The 17,121-nt window shown below is 53.5% G+C and carries 13 protein-coding genes and 1 pseudogene; 4 read left to right on the top strand and 10 right to left on the bottom strand.

Annotated features, from left to right (window positions below; genetic code table 11):
* Positions 1 to 154: 154 nt before the first annotated feature.
* The 5 genes and pseudogenes from xdhB to QFZ34_RS17405 form a co-directional block, all read right to left on the bottom strand.
* Positions 155 to 2,473, bottom strand: coding sequence for a xanthine dehydrogenase molybdopterin binding subunit (gene xdhB / locus QFZ34_RS17425; protein WP_307283432.1), 2,319 nt, complete (start codon positions 2,471 to 2,473; stop codon positions 155 to 157).
* On the bottom strand, positions 2,470 to 3,885 hold the full coding sequence (gene xdhA / locus QFZ34_RS17420; RefSeq protein ID WP_307283428.1) for a xanthine dehydrogenase small subunit: 1,416 nt from the start codon (positions 3,883 to 3,885) through the stop codon (positions 2,470 to 2,472). The genes xdhB and xdhA overlap by 4 nt, the downstream gene beginning before the upstream one ends.
* 233 nt (positions 3,886 to 4,118) lie before the next feature.
* Positions 4,119 to 4,619 (bottom strand): ureidoglycolate lyase, encoded by a 501-nt coding sequence (locus tag QFZ34_RS17415; RefSeq protein ID WP_307283425.1) that lies wholly within the window; start codon positions 4,617 to 4,619, stop codon positions 4,119 to 4,121.
* Positions 4,603 to 5,505, bottom strand: a pseudogene (puuE, locus tag QFZ34_RS17410) (allantoinase PuuE); the annotation flags it as partial. The pseudogene puuE and the gene QFZ34_RS17415, both read right to left, overlap by 17 nt.
* A 6-nt stretch (positions 5,506 to 5,511) precedes the next feature.
* A complete protein-coding gene (locus QFZ34_RS17405) occupies positions 5,512 to 6,099 on the bottom strand; it encodes a biotin transporter BioY (RefSeq protein ID WP_307283418.1) in 588 nt (195 codons plus the stop codon).
* Between the two features lie 96 nt (positions 6,100 to 6,195).
* Here QFZ34_RS17405 and QFZ34_RS17400 point away from each other — a divergent pair, with 96 nt between their 5' ends.
* Complete coding sequence (locus QFZ34_RS17400) at positions 6,196 to 7,098, top strand: MBL fold metallo-hydrolase (RefSeq protein ID WP_307283415.1); 903 nt, start codon at positions 6,196 to 6,198, stop codon at positions 7,096 to 7,098.
* Between the two features lie 98 nt (positions 7,099 to 7,196).
* On the opposite strand, the gene QFZ34_RS17395 is transcribed toward QFZ34_RS17400, so the two are convergent.
* The 3 genes from QFZ34_RS17395 to QFZ34_RS17385 all read right to left on the bottom strand — a co-directional run bounded on the left by QFZ34_RS17395 (position 7,197) and on the right by QFZ34_RS17385 (position 11,417).
* The gene (locus QFZ34_RS17395) at positions 7,197 to 8,063 is read right to left on the bottom strand and encodes a DUF1499 domain-containing protein (RefSeq protein ID WP_307283412.1); all 867 of its coding nucleotides are present in this window, start codon (positions 8,061 to 8,063) and stop codon (positions 7,197 to 7,199) included.
* Positions 8,064 to 8,135: 72 nt separating this feature from the next.
* Positions 8,136 to 10,415 carry a phosphocholine-specific phospholipase C gene (locus tag QFZ34_RS17390; protein ID WP_307283408.1) on the bottom strand — a complete coding sequence of 760 codons (2,280 nt, stop codon included), beginning with the start codon at positions 10,413 to 10,415 and terminating at the stop codon, positions 8,136 to 8,138.
* A 78-nt stretch (positions 10,416 to 10,493) separates the two neighbouring features.
* A complete protein-coding gene (locus QFZ34_RS17385; protein ID WP_307283404.1) occupies positions 10,494 to 11,417 on the bottom strand; it encodes a coiled-coil domain-containing protein in 924 nt (307 codons plus the stop codon).
* 232 nt (positions 11,418 to 11,649) lie between these two features.
* Between QFZ34_RS17385 and QFZ34_RS17380 the strand changes: the two genes are divergently transcribed.
* From QFZ34_RS17380 to QFZ34_RS17370, 3 genes are all read left to right on the top strand, one after another.
* Positions 11,650 to 11,976: a hypothetical protein gene (locus QFZ34_RS17380; protein WP_115052056.1), complete on the top strand. Its 327-nt coding sequence runs from the start codon at positions 11,650 to 11,652 to the stop codon at positions 11,974 to 11,976.
* Positions 11,977 to 12,070: 94 nt separating this feature from the next.
* Entirely contained in the window at positions 12,071 to 13,465 is a 1,395-nt protein-coding gene (locus tag QFZ34_RS17375; RefSeq protein ID WP_307283397.1) for an aminotransferase, read from the top strand.
* Positions 13,466 to 13,742: 277 nt separating this feature from the next.
* Complete coding sequence (locus QFZ34_RS17370; protein ID WP_307283395.1) at positions 13,743 to 14,633, top strand: NAD-dependent epimerase/dehydratase family protein; 891 nt, start codon at positions 13,743 to 13,745, stop codon at positions 14,631 to 14,633.
* Between the two features lie 70 nt (positions 14,634 to 14,703).
* Here QFZ34_RS17370 and QFZ34_RS17365 read toward each other — a convergent pair whose 3' ends face one another.
* Together QFZ34_RS17365 and QFZ34_RS17360 are read right to left on the bottom strand one after the other, a co-directional pair.
* Positions 14,704 to 16,062 (bottom strand): esterase-like activity of phytase family protein, encoded by a 1,359-nt coding sequence (locus QFZ34_RS17365; RefSeq protein ID WP_307283392.1) that lies wholly within the window; start codon positions 16,060 to 16,062, stop codon positions 14,704 to 14,706.
* 279 nt (positions 16,063 to 16,341) lie between these two features.
* Positions 16,342 to 17,091 (bottom strand): polysaccharide deacetylase family protein, encoded by a 750-nt coding sequence (locus tag QFZ34_RS17360; RefSeq protein ID WP_115052064.1) that lies wholly within the window; start codon positions 17,089 to 17,091, stop codon positions 16,342 to 16,344.
* Positions 17,092 to 17,121: the final 30 nt, after the last annotated feature.

Here is a 17,121-nt window from a genome sequence, read left to right as displayed (position 1 = left end):
GCCGATCCAACCCAGGCATGGTTCAACAAGCTGAGGCATGATGCTATTGCGATCAAGGTTAAAAACGAATGCTCAAATCTGCCTTGACTGAATTGTCCACACCTCGTTCAGATATAAAGTCGTTATAGGAAACGCCTATCAAGCCGGGTTTTGCTTATCGAGAGCCGGAGGGGGAGCTTTGTTTCACCGCCCGCAATACGGCTTCGGGTGTTGCGGGACTATCCAGTTGCGGCACTGATCCGGCTATGGAAGCGATGGCATCGCGGATTGCCAGCCAGATGGAAATTCCAAGCATCAAAGGCGGCTCGCCAATGGCTTTTGAGCGGAACACTGTTTCCTCGCGGTTGGGCATATTATCAAGAATGCGGACATTGAAAATGGGCGGCACATCGCGTGAGCCGGGTATTTTGTAGGTTGATGGGCCAACAGTCCTCAATCGCCCCGTCTTGTCCCACCAAAGCTCTTCGCAAGTTACCCAGCCCATGCCCTGCACGAAGGCGCCTTCAATCTGACCAAGATCAATAGCCGGATTGAGCGGCGAACCCACATCCTGCAAAATATCGGCGCGCAGGCAGCGTGTCTCGCCGGTCAGCGTGTCAATCGCCACCTCCGCCACCGCCGCGCCATAGCTAAAATAAAAGAATGGCCTGCCCTTCATGGTCTTGCCATCCCAGTGGATTTTAGGCGTCGCATAGTGCCCTGCTTCCGAAAGCTGCACCCGTTTCGCCCAGGCCATTTTTGCCAGTTCGCCAAAGGAAACGGATCGATTATCCGCGTGAACCCGGCCCTCGCGGTAGATAATCACCTCTTCCTCAACATCAAAATGTTCGGCGGCAACAGTGGTCAAACGGGCCTTGATCGCGGTCGCCGCCTTGAAGGCTGCCATGCCATTGAGATCGGAGCCTGTGGAGGCCGCTGTTGCACTGGTGTTTGGCACCTTGCCCGTGGCAGTTGAGGAAATGCGCACCATGTCGAGATCAACCTGAAACACTTCCGCCACGACCTGCGCCACCTTGACGAACAGGCCCTGCCCCATTTCCGTGCCACCATGGTTCAGGAAAATCGAACCGTCCAGATAGACATGCACCAGCGCGCCAGCCTGATTGAGCGAGGTCAAATTGAATGAAATCCCGAACTTGACCGGCATCATTGCCAGCCCGCGCCGAATAATTGGATTGGTCGCATTATGCGCGTCGATTTCGGCCCGTCGCTGCTGCCAGTCCGCCGAGGCAAGCACTGCCTCCGTCACCTCAACAAGCCGATTATCCTCAACCTTCTGGCCGTAAGGCGTGGTATCGCCTGTCCCATCACCATAATAATTGATCGCCCGCACAGCATTCGGATCAAGCTTTAATTCGCGCGCAATCGTGTCGATCACCGCCTCAATGGTGATGATCCCTTGCGGTCCGCCAAAACCACGAAACGCCGTATTGGAAACCGTATTGGTTTTGCAGGCATGTCCCACAAAGCGCGCATTGGGAATGTGGTAGGAATTGTCCGTATGGGTCAGCGCCCGCGTAATGACCGGCCCCGTCAGGTCCGGCAGATTGCCCGCCCGCGCAAGATATTCCGCATCAAGTCCAAGGATGCGCCCGCGCCCATCCACGCCCACCTTCCAGTTGACAACGAAATCATGACGCTTGCCGGTTCCGGCCATATCGTCACGGCGTTTGAGCCGCATCTTGCATGGCTTACCGGTCTTGGCAGAGATCAGCGCCGCAGCGCCAGCGATAATTGTCGGCTGGCTTTCCTTGCCGCCAAAGCCGCCACCCATGCGCCGCACCTGGCATTCCACGGCATTAGCGTGAATACCAAGGATACCAGCCACATGATGTTGCACTTCGGTCGGATGCTGCGTTGAGGAATGCACCAGCATTTCGCCATTTTCGCCCGGGATCGCATAGGCAATATGGGTTTCGAGATAGAAATGGTCCTGACCGCCCATTTTGAGCTTGCCGGAAAAGACATGCGGCGCACTTGCCAGCGCGGCATCGACATCACCGTCAATGACCTCCTGCACCGGCACCACATAGTTCTTGCGGCGATGTGCTTCCTCAATATCAAGCACGGCTTCCAAAGGCTCAATATCCAGCTTGACCTTTTTGGCAGCGCGATAGGCGGTTTCGAAATCACCGGCCGCAACCACCGCAATCACGCGGCCTTCATGGTCGACAATATCTTCGGCAAACAATGTCTCGCCGGTATGGATCGGCCCGACCTCATTATGGCCCGGCACATCTTTCGCCGACCAGACACCCGCAACACCCGGCATTGCCAGCGCTTCGCTTGCGTCAAAACCATTAAGCTTGCCATGCGCCACTGGAGACAGGACAAAGGCTGCATGCAGCGTTCCCGGCAGTTCGGGCATATCGTCAATGTAATTGGCCTCACCTGCCACATGGCGCGCCGCGCTGTCATGGGCGATACCCTTGCCGACAATACTGCGTTGGACAATTTTAGGGTCAATGTTCATAGCGCCATGACCTCAACTGTTTCACCTGCCACATCGCGCCGGAAGCGCTCTACAAGATTTGCTGCCACCTGCAATCGATATTCCGCGCTGCCGCGCCAGTCGCTTAAGGGCTGGAAACGAGCAGAAATTGCAGCTGCGCAGCTCTCTGCCGCGCGCCTGTCAAGCGCGGTTCCGACGAGCGCCTGTTCGGCCTCTATTGCCCGGATTGGTGTTGCCGCCATGCCGCCAAAAGCGATGCGGGCACTGCGGACCTGCCCTTCTTCGCGGAAAACTGAAAAAGCTCCGCAGACTGTCGAAATATCCTGATCATAGCGCTTGGAGATTTTGTAGACGCGAAATGCTTGGCCCTCTTTGGGTTTGGGTATGGAGATCGAAGCAATTACCTCATTGGGTCGCAATTCTGTTTTGCGGTAATCGAGAAAGAAATCCTCAAGCGAAAGGAACCTGTGCCCGCTGAGCGACGCCAGTTCGATCTCCGCGCCAAGCGCGATCAAGGCGGGCGGGCCATCTCCGATGGGGCTTGCCGTGCCGATATTCCCGCCGATTGTCCCCATGGAGCGTATTTGTGTGGAACCGAACCGGCGAATAAGCGTGGCGAGCGAGGGATAATGCGCGCTTACCCGCGCCAGCACCTCTTCCCAGGTTACCGCCGCGCCAAAGCTCAAATGATTGTCGGTTTCGCAAATCTGGCGAAGTTCGCGCACCGATGCGAGCGCTATCACCTCATTCCAGTCCGTATGATAATCCGCTAGCGCAACACCAAGATCAGTGCCGCCCCCAAGCAAAATTGCTTCGGGCTTCTCGCTTCGCAGTGCTAAAAGTTCGTTCAGGGATGCCGGTTGATGAAAAACCGCCCCGCCATCCGATAGCATTGATTGCGGTTCGATCTCGGCAAAGGCAGCCACATGCGGCCCGGCAATCGCCGCTCCTCCGGCAGCAACCACCTTACGCGCCGCCTCGACAATTGGCCGATAGCCGGTACACCGGCAAAGATTGCCTGCCAGCGCATCATGAATGGCCTCGTCATCGGCCTGCGGATTAGACGCCGCAAGCCCGGCTAAGGACATGACAATTCCGGGAGTACAAAAACCGCATTGCGACGAACCGTTTTCCGCCATTGCCGCCTGTATCGGGTGTAGCTCGCCGGTTTTCAGCCCTTCCACCGTAACCAGCGCGCGCCCATCGATCTGGCCCATGGCAAGGATGCAGCTATTGGCCGCGTGATATTTCACCTGATCGCCGTCAACATGACCGATCAGCAGCGAACAGGCACCGCAATCGCCCTCCGCACAGCCCTCCTTTGTGCCGGTCAGTCGCGGCACATTACGCAGCCAATCCAGCACCGTCGTATCGGGCCGCACATTGGCTTCATGAATTTGACCATTTAGAAAAAAACGAACGGAATTTGACATGATATCAGCTTCATCCGCCAATGTGATCGCGTCAAGAGGGCGTAAGCAGAACCGGGTGGTGATTTAGCTGCAATAACAAAGTGCGTGGTTCGACAAGCTCACCATGAGGAAGGTTGGGGCTGCAAGATAAACTCGGAGCAGCAGGATTTAGCTCCTTGCAATCAACCACCTCGCTCATGGTGAGCTATGCTGAGCCTCGAAGAACGAGCCGCGCATTATGAGGTGCGCAGGTGCTAAACCTCTTCAATCCGAAAAACGCGATCCGGCCAAAAATATTCTTCGAGATTATTCCCTTCACCGCCGCGGTCCACCACCATGAAATCCGAGCTCTGCTCCAGCGATATCAGCGGATGGTGCCAGACATTGCGGTGGTAGTTCACGCCCTGGTTGCCCTGCACCAAAAATGCTACCGGATTTGCGGGTTTGCCGCCCGCATCTTCGCCCACGACGACTAAAAACGGCCTGTTCTGCAATGGATAGAATGCCTGGCTGCCGAGTGGATGCCGCTCCAGCATATGGATATCGATGGGAGGGGCAAAAGCCTGTCCGCGAAAAATATTGATCAGGACGCGCGGCTGATCACCGGCCACGTCAACCTTGGCAAGGTCATGATAACGTTCTGTCGTACCACCATTGATCAGGCGCAGCTCCGCTCCCGCCACTTCAATCACATCGCCGAATGGCCCAAATGCTGCCTTGGTCAGCGGCTGAACATCAAGGGTGATGATGTTCATGCCAGTGCCTTGCAATATCGATGCGGCGCGCCACCCAGACATCGCTGTGTTGCTGAACATAATCGAGAAAGCGCTCCAATGCGGCAGCGCGTCCCGGACGTCCAACCAGACGGCAATGCAGGCCGACGGACATCATCTTGGCCGCTCCTTCCTGTCCCTCTTTATAAAGAACATCAAACGTGTCCTTCAGATAAGAATAGAACTGGTCACCGGAGTTGAAACCTTGCGGCGTGGCAAAACGCATATCATTGGCGTCAAGCGTATAGGGAACAATGAGATGGGGGCCTTTCGGACCTTCCACCCAATAGGGCAGCTCGTCCGCATAGCTATCGGCGGAATAGACAAAGCCGCCCTCTTCCATGACGATCTTCAGCGTATTGTCCGACGGCTTGCCTTGATAAATCCCCAGCGGCCGCGAGCCCGTAATTTCGGTATGCAGGCGCACAGCTTCCAAAATGTGCTCGCGCTCGCGTTCCTCCGGAAAATCCTTGTATTCCAGCCAGCGCAGGCCGTGGCTGGCTATTTCCCAGTCAGCCTCTTTCATTGCGGCAACGGCGTCTGGATTGCGCGCCATGGCGAGCGTCACGCCATAGACCGTGACTGGCATGTTGCGGCGCGTGAACAATCGCCATAGCCGCCAGAAACCAGCGCGCGATCCATATTCGTAGATGGATTCCATATTGAGATTGCGCTGGCCCGGCCATGATTGCGCGCCAACGATCTCAGACAGAAGGTTTTCGGATGCGGGGTCCTGATCGAGGATGCAGCTTTCGCCGCCCTCCTCGTAATTCACCACAAATTGCACGGCCAGCTTGGCCCCGCCCGGCCATTTCGGGTCGGGCGTGTTACGGCCATAGCCGATCAGATTGCGCGGATAATCAACCAAGTGAGATCAACGACGCTTGAGCAATGATCCGAGGGCAGGAACTCCGAGTGCTGCCAGTGCCAGCTTCAGAACATCGCCGATGATGAATACGCCAACGCCATAAGCGAAAGCCTTCTCGAAACCGAACAAATATGCCATCCATAGGAAGCCCATGGTGAGAATAATGACTTCGGCAACGAGCATCGACAGGCCGATGGAAATCGCGTTGCGGGCAAAGCCCTTATCGGCTGCGCGTCCGACAATCCATGCAGCTGCGAGGTAAGACAAGAGATAACCGCCAGTCGGTCCAACCATATAGGCAAGACCAATGCCCTTTTCCGGTGTTCCGGTGAATACGGGCATGCCGAGAGCGCCTTCAAGCAAATAGAGCGCCATGGTTGCCACGGCGAGACGCGAGCCATAGGCAGCGGAGATCGCAAACACGGCAAATGTCTGCATCGACACATTGACGAACACCATATCCACTTTCATTTTGGCCGAAAGCGTCAAAAGAGCCGTACCGACGAAAGCAAGCGTGACGAACCATACGGCCTTGGCCAATTGGCCTTCCGGCTGGAATGTTTCGGCGAGCGAACGAGTTTTTGCAGTGATCATGAACTATCCTCCATATTGGCTTTCGCCATCTTGGAGAAGAGGTATATTAAGCTTCATCCCGCACTGCAATAGGCGCATAAAGGTTAGCCCACATCAATGTCCTTAAGTTTCGATAGTAAATTCGCGCCCCATTATGGCGAGGCCGTGGATGTTGCCCCGCAGATTCAGCGAATCACGGTGAACAATCCGAGCCCCTTCACCTTTTACGGCACCAATTCCTATCTGATCGGCAAGGATACGCTGGCGCTGATTGACCCAGGTCCGCTTGATGATGCCCACAAGGCAACTTTGCTGCGTGCTATTGCCGGACGCCCTGTCAGCCATATTTTTGTCAGCCATACGCACCGCGATCATTCCCCGCTCGCCTCGGTTCTGAAAGACGAGCTTGGCGCTGTGCTTGTGGCGGAAGGTCCGCATCGTGCAGCCCGCCCACTGCATATTGGTGAAGTCAATCTGCTCGATGCCAGCGCGGATACGGAATTCGTCCCGGATATTATTGCGGCAAATGATACGGTCATCAATGGCGACGGCTGGGCTTTGCGCACAATCCATACGCCAGGCCATACGGCCAATCACGTGGTTTTCGCACTGGAAGACACCGGAATACTGTTCTCGGCCGACCACATCATGGCGTGGTCCACCTCCATTGTCGCACCGCCGGACGGTTCCATGTCCGATTATATGGCGTCGCTTGATGTGATGCTGGAACTGGATTCGCGTGTCTATCTGCCCGGCCATGGTGGGGCGGTCACAAAACCCAAGGCTTTCGTGCGTGGTCTGCGCGGCCATCGTAAAATGCGGGAACGTGCCATTCTGGAAAGGGTTCGCGCCGGAGACCGTACGATTGCCGCCATGGTAAAGGCAATCTACCGCGACACGGATCCGCGCCTGCATGGCGCTGCAGCCCTATCGGTACTGGCTCATCTGGAAGACATGGTTACGCGTGGTCTTGTGCAAACCGAAGGCAATCCCGCGATCGACGGTGTTTACTGGGCCTAGAGCCTTTGCGTTTTGGTCGAATCAAAACGGCGCACCAAGCCTTTGCCTTTACGCAATTCCGGACGCAAAACCGCTGCACACTTTTGCTGGAATTACTTTTAGGAAGCGTCGGCGGGCGGGACTTCTGTCGTTTCTTCCTCGGGCTGCACACCCTGCACTTCCATATCGAGAGCCGTCATGAAAGCCGCAATCCGGTCAGCATTTTCACCAAGATCATGGGTTCCATAACGCGAAACGGAGCGCATATCGACATAGGTCGTTTCACCTTCATCGCTAAGGCGGATCACTACATCGCTGGTAAAGCCCAAAAGCCAGGTCCGTGCCACGACATCAACCAGAATCTCCTCAGTCTCACCTGGCTCGCCTTTTTGGCTGATAATTACCCAGCCATTGTTGGCGATAACCGTTTTGACCGCCGTGAGAATCCTGTCGGGCGAACCCTCATAGCGGCGTCCCGTGACTTCAGGATAGGCCTTCGCCTGCAGCCCGCGACTATCCGGATCATTGATGACGGGATTCATATTGACTGAACGGCGGCCCGTTTCCAACAAAGCGGGTGGATCGGTTAAATCGGTCGAAACATCATAAATTGCCGGTAGAACCATGACTTGATAAATCGTTGTCATGAAGGGTATCAGCACCAGCAGCGCGATCAACGTGCCCCAGAATGACCGGGTGAAGCCAATATCGCCGCGCCGCCACAGGCTGGTGAAACCCTTGAGTGCCAGCAGCAATGCCAGGCATGCCAGCCCTGCTACAATAGCTAGAAGCCAGAGAAATTCGGGTGTCTCGATTTGCTCAAAGCGGTGGCCGAGGCCCGAAACGACAAAAAGTATGAGGCTCAAAAACGCAATGCGAACGGACCATTTTGCTGAAATCGAATGGCGGCGACGCCATTGGCTTGAGTGTTGCGGTCGCATGATTCCCTGAAATTCCATCAATGACAGGAAAACAGCTAATCGCATTTGTGTATGGACACAAGCATATGAAGCCGGACTTCCACCTCCTTTGGTGGTGAAAGTCCGACCATAATCAAATCAAGCGATTACGGGAACGTAAATTCGCTTCGTCTCATCATATGCTAAGCCGATTGCGGGATCGGTCTTGCTGATCTTGCCGTTCTCAGCGTGACCCGCATAGCGCCGCAGATAGATTGAGGAACTCAAGGCATCGACAAAGGATATGTCATACCAACCATCCTTGGTGGAGAATGAAACAGTTTTCGTACCAGTTTCGACTGTTTTTTCTTCGCCGGTATAGGCGTCGACCACTTTCAGCCTTCCGCTTGCCGTTGGCCATTCACCGAAAATAAACTCGATTGTCCGGCCGTCCAAAGAAGTTTTGACATCGACAAGGTGAGCAATCTGATTGTCGCTGACACTGCCCAATTCACCACGGAACTCGGCCAGATAACCGTTAGGACCATGGACTGCATAGGAATACTGGTTGTTCGACCACCCACTTTCTTTACTAATATTCATATTCCAGACGTCGGAAATATCGATCGGTGCACCGCCTAGTTTGATTCCTTCGACAGTGTCAAACCAGCCGCCATCACTCCGGTCATAGGAAAGAATGGTGAATGATGCGCCCAGCCGGCCACGGTTCCTGAATGTGATTTTCAGTTTCGGCGGCGAGTTGTTGGTAAAGCTGCATAAAGTCTGAAAATCGTAGCCGACAGGCAAGAGATCACATTGTGTCTTATCCTGCTTTACCGAAACGGGTCTGGTTGCATCGGGATCAGCCAGCACGTCCTTTATGGATGGTATGTATGCACTTGTGCCTTGTGCGATTTCTCGTTCCTCTTTCGTATAGATTTTGGTCGGCTGAATCGCATTTATCAGTTTTTCCATGGGCTTGACTTTGGTGCGATCAAAATCAAACACGCTGGTCAGATCGCCGGTAATGGCCTTTCGCCACGAAGAGATCATATCGAAGTCTGTCGGAGCCTGGACACCTTTCGCCTTAAGCCATGCTTCCAAAAACTGAAGGACCGATGTGTGATCAAACGTCTCGGAACAGACGCGGCCACCCGAAGTCCATGGCGATACGATAATCATTGGAACGCGTGGTCCCAGGCCCATAGGCTTGCCATTGGAGCCTTCCGAATTCAGATCGCCCTGCTCGCCGGTAGTGGTTAATTTTATACCGGGAGAAACCACACCGGCACTACTATTCATCGGTGGCGCTGGAGGCAGTACATGGTCAAAAAACCCGCCATTTTCATCGTAATTTATAATCAGCGCTGTCTTGTGCCAGACTGCCTTATTCGCCAGCAGCGCGCGCAAAACTTCACTCAAATAGTATTCACCAAAGTGCGGCGGGTATTTTGGATGTTCACTGAAGGCTTCCGGCGGCACGATCCACGAAATTGCAGGCAGCTTGTCATCGATGACGTCCTGCTCGAAACGGGATGGCTTATCCGCCTCGCTCCGCAGCACTGAATTGACTGTTTGACTCTTGATGTTGATGACAGACCGCTCTTCCAACGACTTGTTTGTGCCGCGGTACTGCCTGAAGTACTCAAGCGTGTTGTCACCATAATTGCCTGCAAACGGATCACGGGTCCAGGTCAGCCCGTCCTGATAGAATTTCCAATCTACCTGAAGCTCTTCAAGCCGCTCGGGATAGGTTTTCCAACTTGGTCGCAGGGGAGAATCATCGGAAACTCTAAGCCCGCTGAAAGAACTATTAGTGGCTTTGCTATGACTTGTTCCTGTCCAGAAATAGGAGCGGTTGGGATCCGTTGAGCTGTTAACGGAGCAAAAATAGGCATCGCAAACTGTGAATGCTTTTGCGAGCCGGAAATAAAGTGGAATATCCGGCTCGACATAATGCGCCATGCTGACGATTCTTTTATTGGGAATCCATTTATCGCTAAGGCCAAAGTTCCAGGCAGCAATACCATCATTGAAACCATGCGGTGGATCCTGCAAGAAAACGTCTCCCGCGTCTGTGTCAGCACTTGTGCCTTGTGGCAAGCGATAGGGCTTCACCTTGGGCGCAGACTCGGTTTTTTGAGATTGATGCCAGATTGGCTCACCATTTTTTTGTTTCATTGGCCGCGGATCGCCAAACCCGCGAACTCCGCGCAATGTCCCAAAATAATGATCAAAAGAGCGGTTTTCCTGCATCAGGATAACCACATGCTCAATATCGGCCAGCGAGCCCTTTGCACAGTCCGGAACTGCATTAAGCAAATCTGCGACCACGGTCGAACCGGCCAAGGCCTCGCTCATATAGGCCGAGCATGCCGAATAGGCTGCTGCACTTGAACCAGCCAAACCAAGCATTTTAATAAAATCGCGTCTATCCATTATTCTATCCTGAAATCAAAAATAAAATTCTAACCGTTGCGCCTTCAAATCATCGCGCAAGCAGTCCCACCTCGTGGATTATTCGCAAAGGTCTTCTCTCATGTAGTCGTTTTCAAGTTTAAGCACTGACACTGCTGTTAAAAGCGAAGCTTTGTCTGCAGCAGCCTCGTCCTTGACCTTTGCAAGCTCCAATGCTGTTTCACCCAATAAACCATCAAGTTCTGCTCTTTTGCTTTCCAGACTAACCAGCGATGCTTTGATCTCTTTCACCTGCTTTAGAAGGTCCGGACTGTCTTCACCGGGCTTCGCCAGCTCGTCCGACAGCTCTTTCAGCTTGCTCTTGTGAGCCTTCATCTCGGTAACATTGCCGGCATGCGCCTTTTCAAGATCAGCACGCGCTTTTTCAAGATCGCTGACTTGTTTCGCCAAGGCAGCCTTATCCGCTTCAGCCGTGTCCTTGACCTTTGCAAGCTCCAACGCTACCTCACCCAACAAGCCATCAAGTTCTGTTTTCTTGCTTTCCAGACTGACCAGCGATGCTTTGACCTCTTTCACTTGCTTTAGAAGGTCCGGGCTGTCTTCACCGGGCTTCACCAGCTCGTCCGACAGCTCTTTCAGCTTGCTCTTGAGAGCCTTCATATCGGTGGCATTGCCGTCGCGCGCCTGTTCAAGATCAGCATGCGTTTTTTCAAGATCGCTGACTTGCTTGGCCAAGGCAGCCTTGTCACTCTCAAGATTTCCATAGTTCGCCAACTCATCTGTCAGCTTTTTCAGCTTGCTCTTGAGCGCATTTATCTCGACTGCGGTGCTCGCACGCGCTTGTTCAAGGTCGTCAGCTTGCTTTGCCAATACAGCTTTATCATTCTCGAGATTTTCGTTCTTTGCTTTCAGCTCATTGATTTCTCTACTGAAAGTTGATGCCGATGTGTCGGACTTTGACCCGGAGTCGTTGCACGCTGCAACCAGCACGAGAAGCAATAATAGACAAAAACGATATTTCAAAGCTCACTCCTGAAACAAATAAATCAAATTATGCGTCGTAATATGAATCGTCGTCTAAACGGCCTGTATAAAATTCTGATGACAGTTCCGCTACAGATTTAGGGGCAAGAAACTCGACTGATTTAAGCCGTTTACATTTTATGAGTGTATCAGATGGCACACTCCTGCCATCATCGAATCAAGTGATTTGGCAGAAACAGAGCGCGGAGACACACCGCTGACAGAAGATAACATGACGAGGCCGGATATGATGCCTGAAGCTGGCAAAGCGGTTTCGCTTGAAGTGGTAGAAGTTGAATTGGCGCTTGGCGCGCAGGATATCGTTGCCGATGGTTTTGAAGGCGCATTGCAAAAGGCCGTGGATTTGGTTGATGGAAAGCTGATCTTCAATATCAGGGCGCCCGAAAACAGCGATTATCAGCGCGTGGCGGCAATCTCCGTTTCAGATGGATCAGCTGAGCAGACTGTCTTTGTCACGCTTGGCAATGATGGCACCACTTTCGCCGTTACAGCGGACAAATCCGATATAAATGTCGGTGGTGATTTGCCGCTGTTATAATCTCTTTCATTTCTGAATCTTCCGGAGCGACCCTTTGCCTTTCCAGCCAGTCTGGTTAGTGTTGGGAAAAACTTGCAATAACCGGAGTAACAAAATGGCGAACAGCCGCCCCCTTACCAATGTTCAGCAGCGCGATGTCAATGCGATCCTCCATCCCTATACCCCCTTGCACAAATTGCAGGAAAACGGCCCCTTGGTGATGGGGCATGGCAAGGGCGTTTATCTCTACGACACGCAAGGCAAGGAATATATTGAGGGCATGTCCGGCCTGTGGTGTGCGGGGCTGGGCTTTGGCGACGAAGAGATGATCGAGGCTGCGACGGAACAGATGCGCACCCTGCCCTATTACCACCTCTTTGGCGGCAAGGGCATGGAACCGGCGATCGAGCTTGCTGAAAAGCTCAAGGAAATAGCGCCTGTACCGATTTCAAAGGTTTTTTATACGTCGTCGGGTTCAGAAGCGAATGACACGCAGGTCAAGCTTGCCTGGTATTACAACAATGCCCTTGGCCGCCCGAAAAAGAAGAAGATCATTTCCCGCGTCAAAGCCTATCATGGCGTGACCATCATGGCTGCATCGCTGACCGGCCTGCCTTATAATCACATGGGTTGGGATTTGCCGGTCGAAGGCATTTTGCATACGGATTGCCCGCATTATTATCGCTTTGGCCAGGAAGGCGAAAGCGAGGCGGAGTTCGTTGCGCGTCTGGCCACATCGCTGCGCGATATGATCGAGCGTGAAGGTCCGGAAACCATCGCTGCTTTCATCGCCGAGCCTGTCATGGGCGCTGGCGGGGTGCTCGTGCCGCCTGCCAGCTATTTCAGCGCCATTGAGCCGATTCTGCGCGAACACGATATCATGATCATCGCAGATGAGGTTATAAACGGCTTCGGCCGCACCGGAAACTGGTGGGGCAGCCAGAGCGTTGGCATGACGCCGACAACCATTTCAGCAGCCAAGCAGTTGACCGCTGCCTATTCACCGCTTGGTGCAGTGCTGGTGCCCGAAGACATCTATCAGGCCTATGTGGATCATAGCGCTCAAATCGGTACATTTGGCCATGGCTTCACCTATGGCGGGCATCCGGTTGGCTGCGCCCTTGGCGTCAAGGCAATCGAGATTTATCAGCGCCGCAATATTGTGGATTATGTGCGCGGCCTCACTCCGCTTTTTGAAGCACGCCTTGCCAAGGTGAAAGATCACCCCTTGGTTGGGGAAGTGCGTAATTGCGGCCTGATGGGTGCGGTAGAACTTGTGGCCGATAAAGCAACAAAGCGCCCGTTCAATCCCGCCCATGCGGTCGGCCCCGCTCTGGCGCGCTTCCTGGAAGGTCATGGTGCAGTGCTTCGCGCCGTCGGCGACAGTATCGCATTCTGCCCGCCAATGATCATCACGGAGGACGAGCTGAACGAGCTGTTCAACCGCTTCGAACTCGCCTTGGCAGACACGGAAGCCTATGTTTCAACGGGCAGTTTGCGCGCCGCTTGATGCATAGCGGTTTGCAGCGGTTTTTAATGCGTGGTTCGACAAGCTCACCATGAGGAAGAATGGTAGGCTGCATGATGGTTTGCTTTCGCAGACTTCGCGCTCCCTGCAATTAACTCCATTCCTCATGGTGAGCTATCTTGAGCTTGCTGAAGGGCGAACCACGCACCACCGCTTTGCCCACGCGAGAGCAGAACGAGCCAACCTAAATTCGTGGCTTTCAAACGGCGTAAAAGTCTGCAATTCAATAGACTATAACAGGCTTTGTTAAAGGTTGTGCATGCGCATAGTGCTTACAGGGAGTTCCGGGCGTGTAGGCCGCGCTATTTTTGGCGCCTTGTCAGAAAAACATGAGGTCGTTGGAATAGATCGATCGGCCTTTTCCACAACGCATATTATCGGGGATTTCGCCAATGAAGCGCTGCTTCGCTCAGCCTTCAAAGGCGCCGATGCCGTTATTCATACCGCAGCTTTGCATGCGCCCCATGTCGGAACGACACCGGACGAGGAATTTCAGCGTATCAATGTTGAAGGAACCCGTCTTGTCGCGAAGGCGGTGATTGCTGCTGATGTCAAACGCCTGGTCTTCACCAGCACAACAGCCCTGTACGGATATGCCGTCTCCCGCGGTTCCTGCACATGGATCGACGAAAATACGCCGCCAGTGCCGAAAAGCATTTATCACCGAACAAAACTTGAGGCCGAGTGCTTTCTGGAAAACATGACCTCTAGCGAATTGGCCGTGAGGGTTCTGCGCATGTCCCGCTCCTTTCCGGAACCGGGCGATGTAATGGCTACATACAGGCTGCATCGCGGCATTGATATTCGCGACGTGGCTGACGCCCATTTGGCCGCGCTGACAAATGGCGGAGCAAATTTTCAACGCTACATTATCTCGGCGGCAACGCCTTTTACAAAGCAGGACTGTCAAGCACTGGCGATTGACGCAGCTTCCCAGATCAGATTGCGCGCGCCAGATCTTGCCGACGCATTCGAGCAGCGAGGTTGGAGCCTTCCGAACTCCATTGATCGCATATATGATTCCAGCCAGGCTGAACGCGCTCTTGGATGGCAAGCGCGCTTTGGTTTTGGCGAAGTGCTGGCACAAATGGACCGGCGCAGTCTGGAAATCTTGCCTGCGGGCGCTTTGATCAGCAGAAAAGCGGAGTAGACTTTGCAAAGCGTTGCGCTGGAGGATTGATCGCTTAAATCTCGCGACCAATCCCCAGCAGCAATATCTATTACTTCGCTTTCAGCAGGTCGCCGACTTCCAGAATGACGAATTCATTGTCATCCGCCTTGTCGACCGCGCGGCCTGCGGAGAATGGCAGATTATTGTCATTGCCGACGATGATGTGGCTATCGTCTACAATATCGACATTTTCAATGGTGACAAAAGGCATATCGTAGAAGCCTTCGCCGCCGCCTTGACGTTTCTTGTTGTCGGGATCAGCGATTTTTAGCAAATCGATATATCCGATCTTGCGCACCGCCTTATCCACATTCGCGTCGCTCATTTCGATCTTGTAGATGCGCTTGTGCTTGGATGGTTTGTCAAAGCAATCGGGCGTTGGCGCCTTGGGGTCAGCGCAAGCCTTCGCGGCAGTTCCCGCGCCATTGTCACGCTCGATTACCAGCGCCGTTGTCGCATCGATCATGTTGAAATCGCCAATGGCCTCGCCACCTGCAGAAAGGGGATAAAGCCAGCTGCGGCCCGTCCAGTTTTTGGACGAAATATCGAATTCAATTACCCGTAATGCGGGCTGGTCATCAACCTTCTCAACAGCGCCGTCGTCCCCGAAAAGCGGACCTTCAAGCAGTGCATATAATTTGGTGCCGTCTTTTGATTGCGCCAAGCCTTCATAACCGCCGGAGCGTTTCAGATTAAAAGCCGGATTTTTGAGCGTCGGATTGGCTGGTAGCGTGATTGCAGGATTATCCGGCGAGCGAACATCCTTGTCGCCAACCTTGGTCGCGACGACATCCGTAACCTTGCCATCCATTGTTACCTTGATCAAATATGGGCCGAACTCTTCGCCCAGCCAGAAACCATCGGCAACCGGCTGGATGGATTCAATATCGAGATCGCTGCCCGTCAGGTAGCGTGTGTCGCTGGCCTCCATGACAATGGGGAAAGGCACTTTCTTGTCTGGGTCAGTCAGGAAAATCGTCTGCTTGCGCTCGACTGTTCCCTTGTCCCAATCAAACGCCAGATGGTGCAGCATCAACATTGCATCGACCGAATTCAGCTTCGTTCCAAAGCCATTATCCGACAATGACCAATATGTTCCATCGCCAATCGCCTTGATGCCGGAGAAGCCCTGCAAAGGTTGTCCATCAAAGGGTAATGACAAGCCGGTCAGCCTTACCCCATCCTTGCCCGGCACTGTTCCGAGTTCCACAGCGCGCTTGCGATCAGCGGTTGTAAACTTGCCTGCATGAGTCAGATGTTCCGGCGCGTTTTCCGGTGCCTTCACCATTGTGTTGGCAGGAAGGATCGCATGGGAAACGAGTTTGGCGGGAAACTCCTGTTCAGCCGCCAAGGCCGGCAATGCCATCATGGCGGTGGTAAGAAACAGAGCAGCGGAAATTGAGCGCATGGAGCATCACCATCAAGTTTGAAGTAAAAGTGTCCAGCAACGCTTAGGTGCTCTATGTGTCCGTGATTTTATGGTTTCATGACATCCTGATGAAGGAGAGCACGCATCGTGAAGTTTGGAGGAGTAACCCCGATATTGTGATGAAACGGGCAAAAATTCTGATGGAGAACGGATTCAGGAACCGGATCACCGCAAAATTGATGAAACTTGCCGAAGAATCGCCGATTCTTCCCCAAAATTCTCTACTTCGAATTGCAATTTGATTGCGTTAAGTTGCAATCAAGCATTTGGAGTGCCTGGCTTCTCACTTTCAATCACATCGTTCAGCCGAACGAAACGGAAGCCTTTTTGCTTCAGTGCCAATATGCCTTTTACCACCCCGGCCCCTGCCGCCCGACTCGGCTGATTGATATGGGCGATGATGACATCGCCGTCTTTTGCGGCGGAAATCCGCTGCTCCACTTGGCCCGCAAGCAAGGATGCCCCCATGTCGGCATTGAGCGAATATCCTGCAACCCGGTACCCCATTTCATGAATGAGTTTCACTGCATCGTCGCTATAGCGAGCAGTCGCGTCGCGGTACCAGACAGGCTTTCCGGCGGTGGCGATCTGCATCGCATTTACACCACCTTCAATCTCAGATCGTATCGCGGGCAATGATCCGGCGGTCTTCAATCCAAACATCAAAGGCTGGTTATCGATGGCCGGAACATGGTTAAGCCCATGATTTTCCAATTCAAAAAGTTCTGGATGCGCCTTCATGATTGCCACCGAAGCAGCATTGCGCTTCAACCATCGGCCAGTAACGAAAATCGTTGCAGCGATCTTGTTCTCCACCAAAAAGCTGAGAATTCTCTGATCAGTCTGGCCTGAACAGGCGTCAAGAGTGAGCGCGACCTGCGGCGCCGCAGCTCCGCCCTTTGCAATGTAAAGTTGTGGCTCGACAAAATGCGGATGGTTCCCCGCATTGGCAGCAGTTGCTGCGAGCGCGATGGAACATGTGACTAGAACTGTGGTGATAAAACGCATGATATATTGCCGCAAGACGAGAGAACCTGC

It is taken from the genome of Phyllobacterium ifriqiyense (genome assembly GCF_030817885.1).
Lineage (GTDB): Bacteria > Pseudomonadota > Alphaproteobacteria > Rhizobiales > Rhizobiaceae > Phyllobacterium > Phyllobacterium ifriqiyense.
This window is presented reverse-complemented; position numbering and strand designations above follow the sequence as displayed.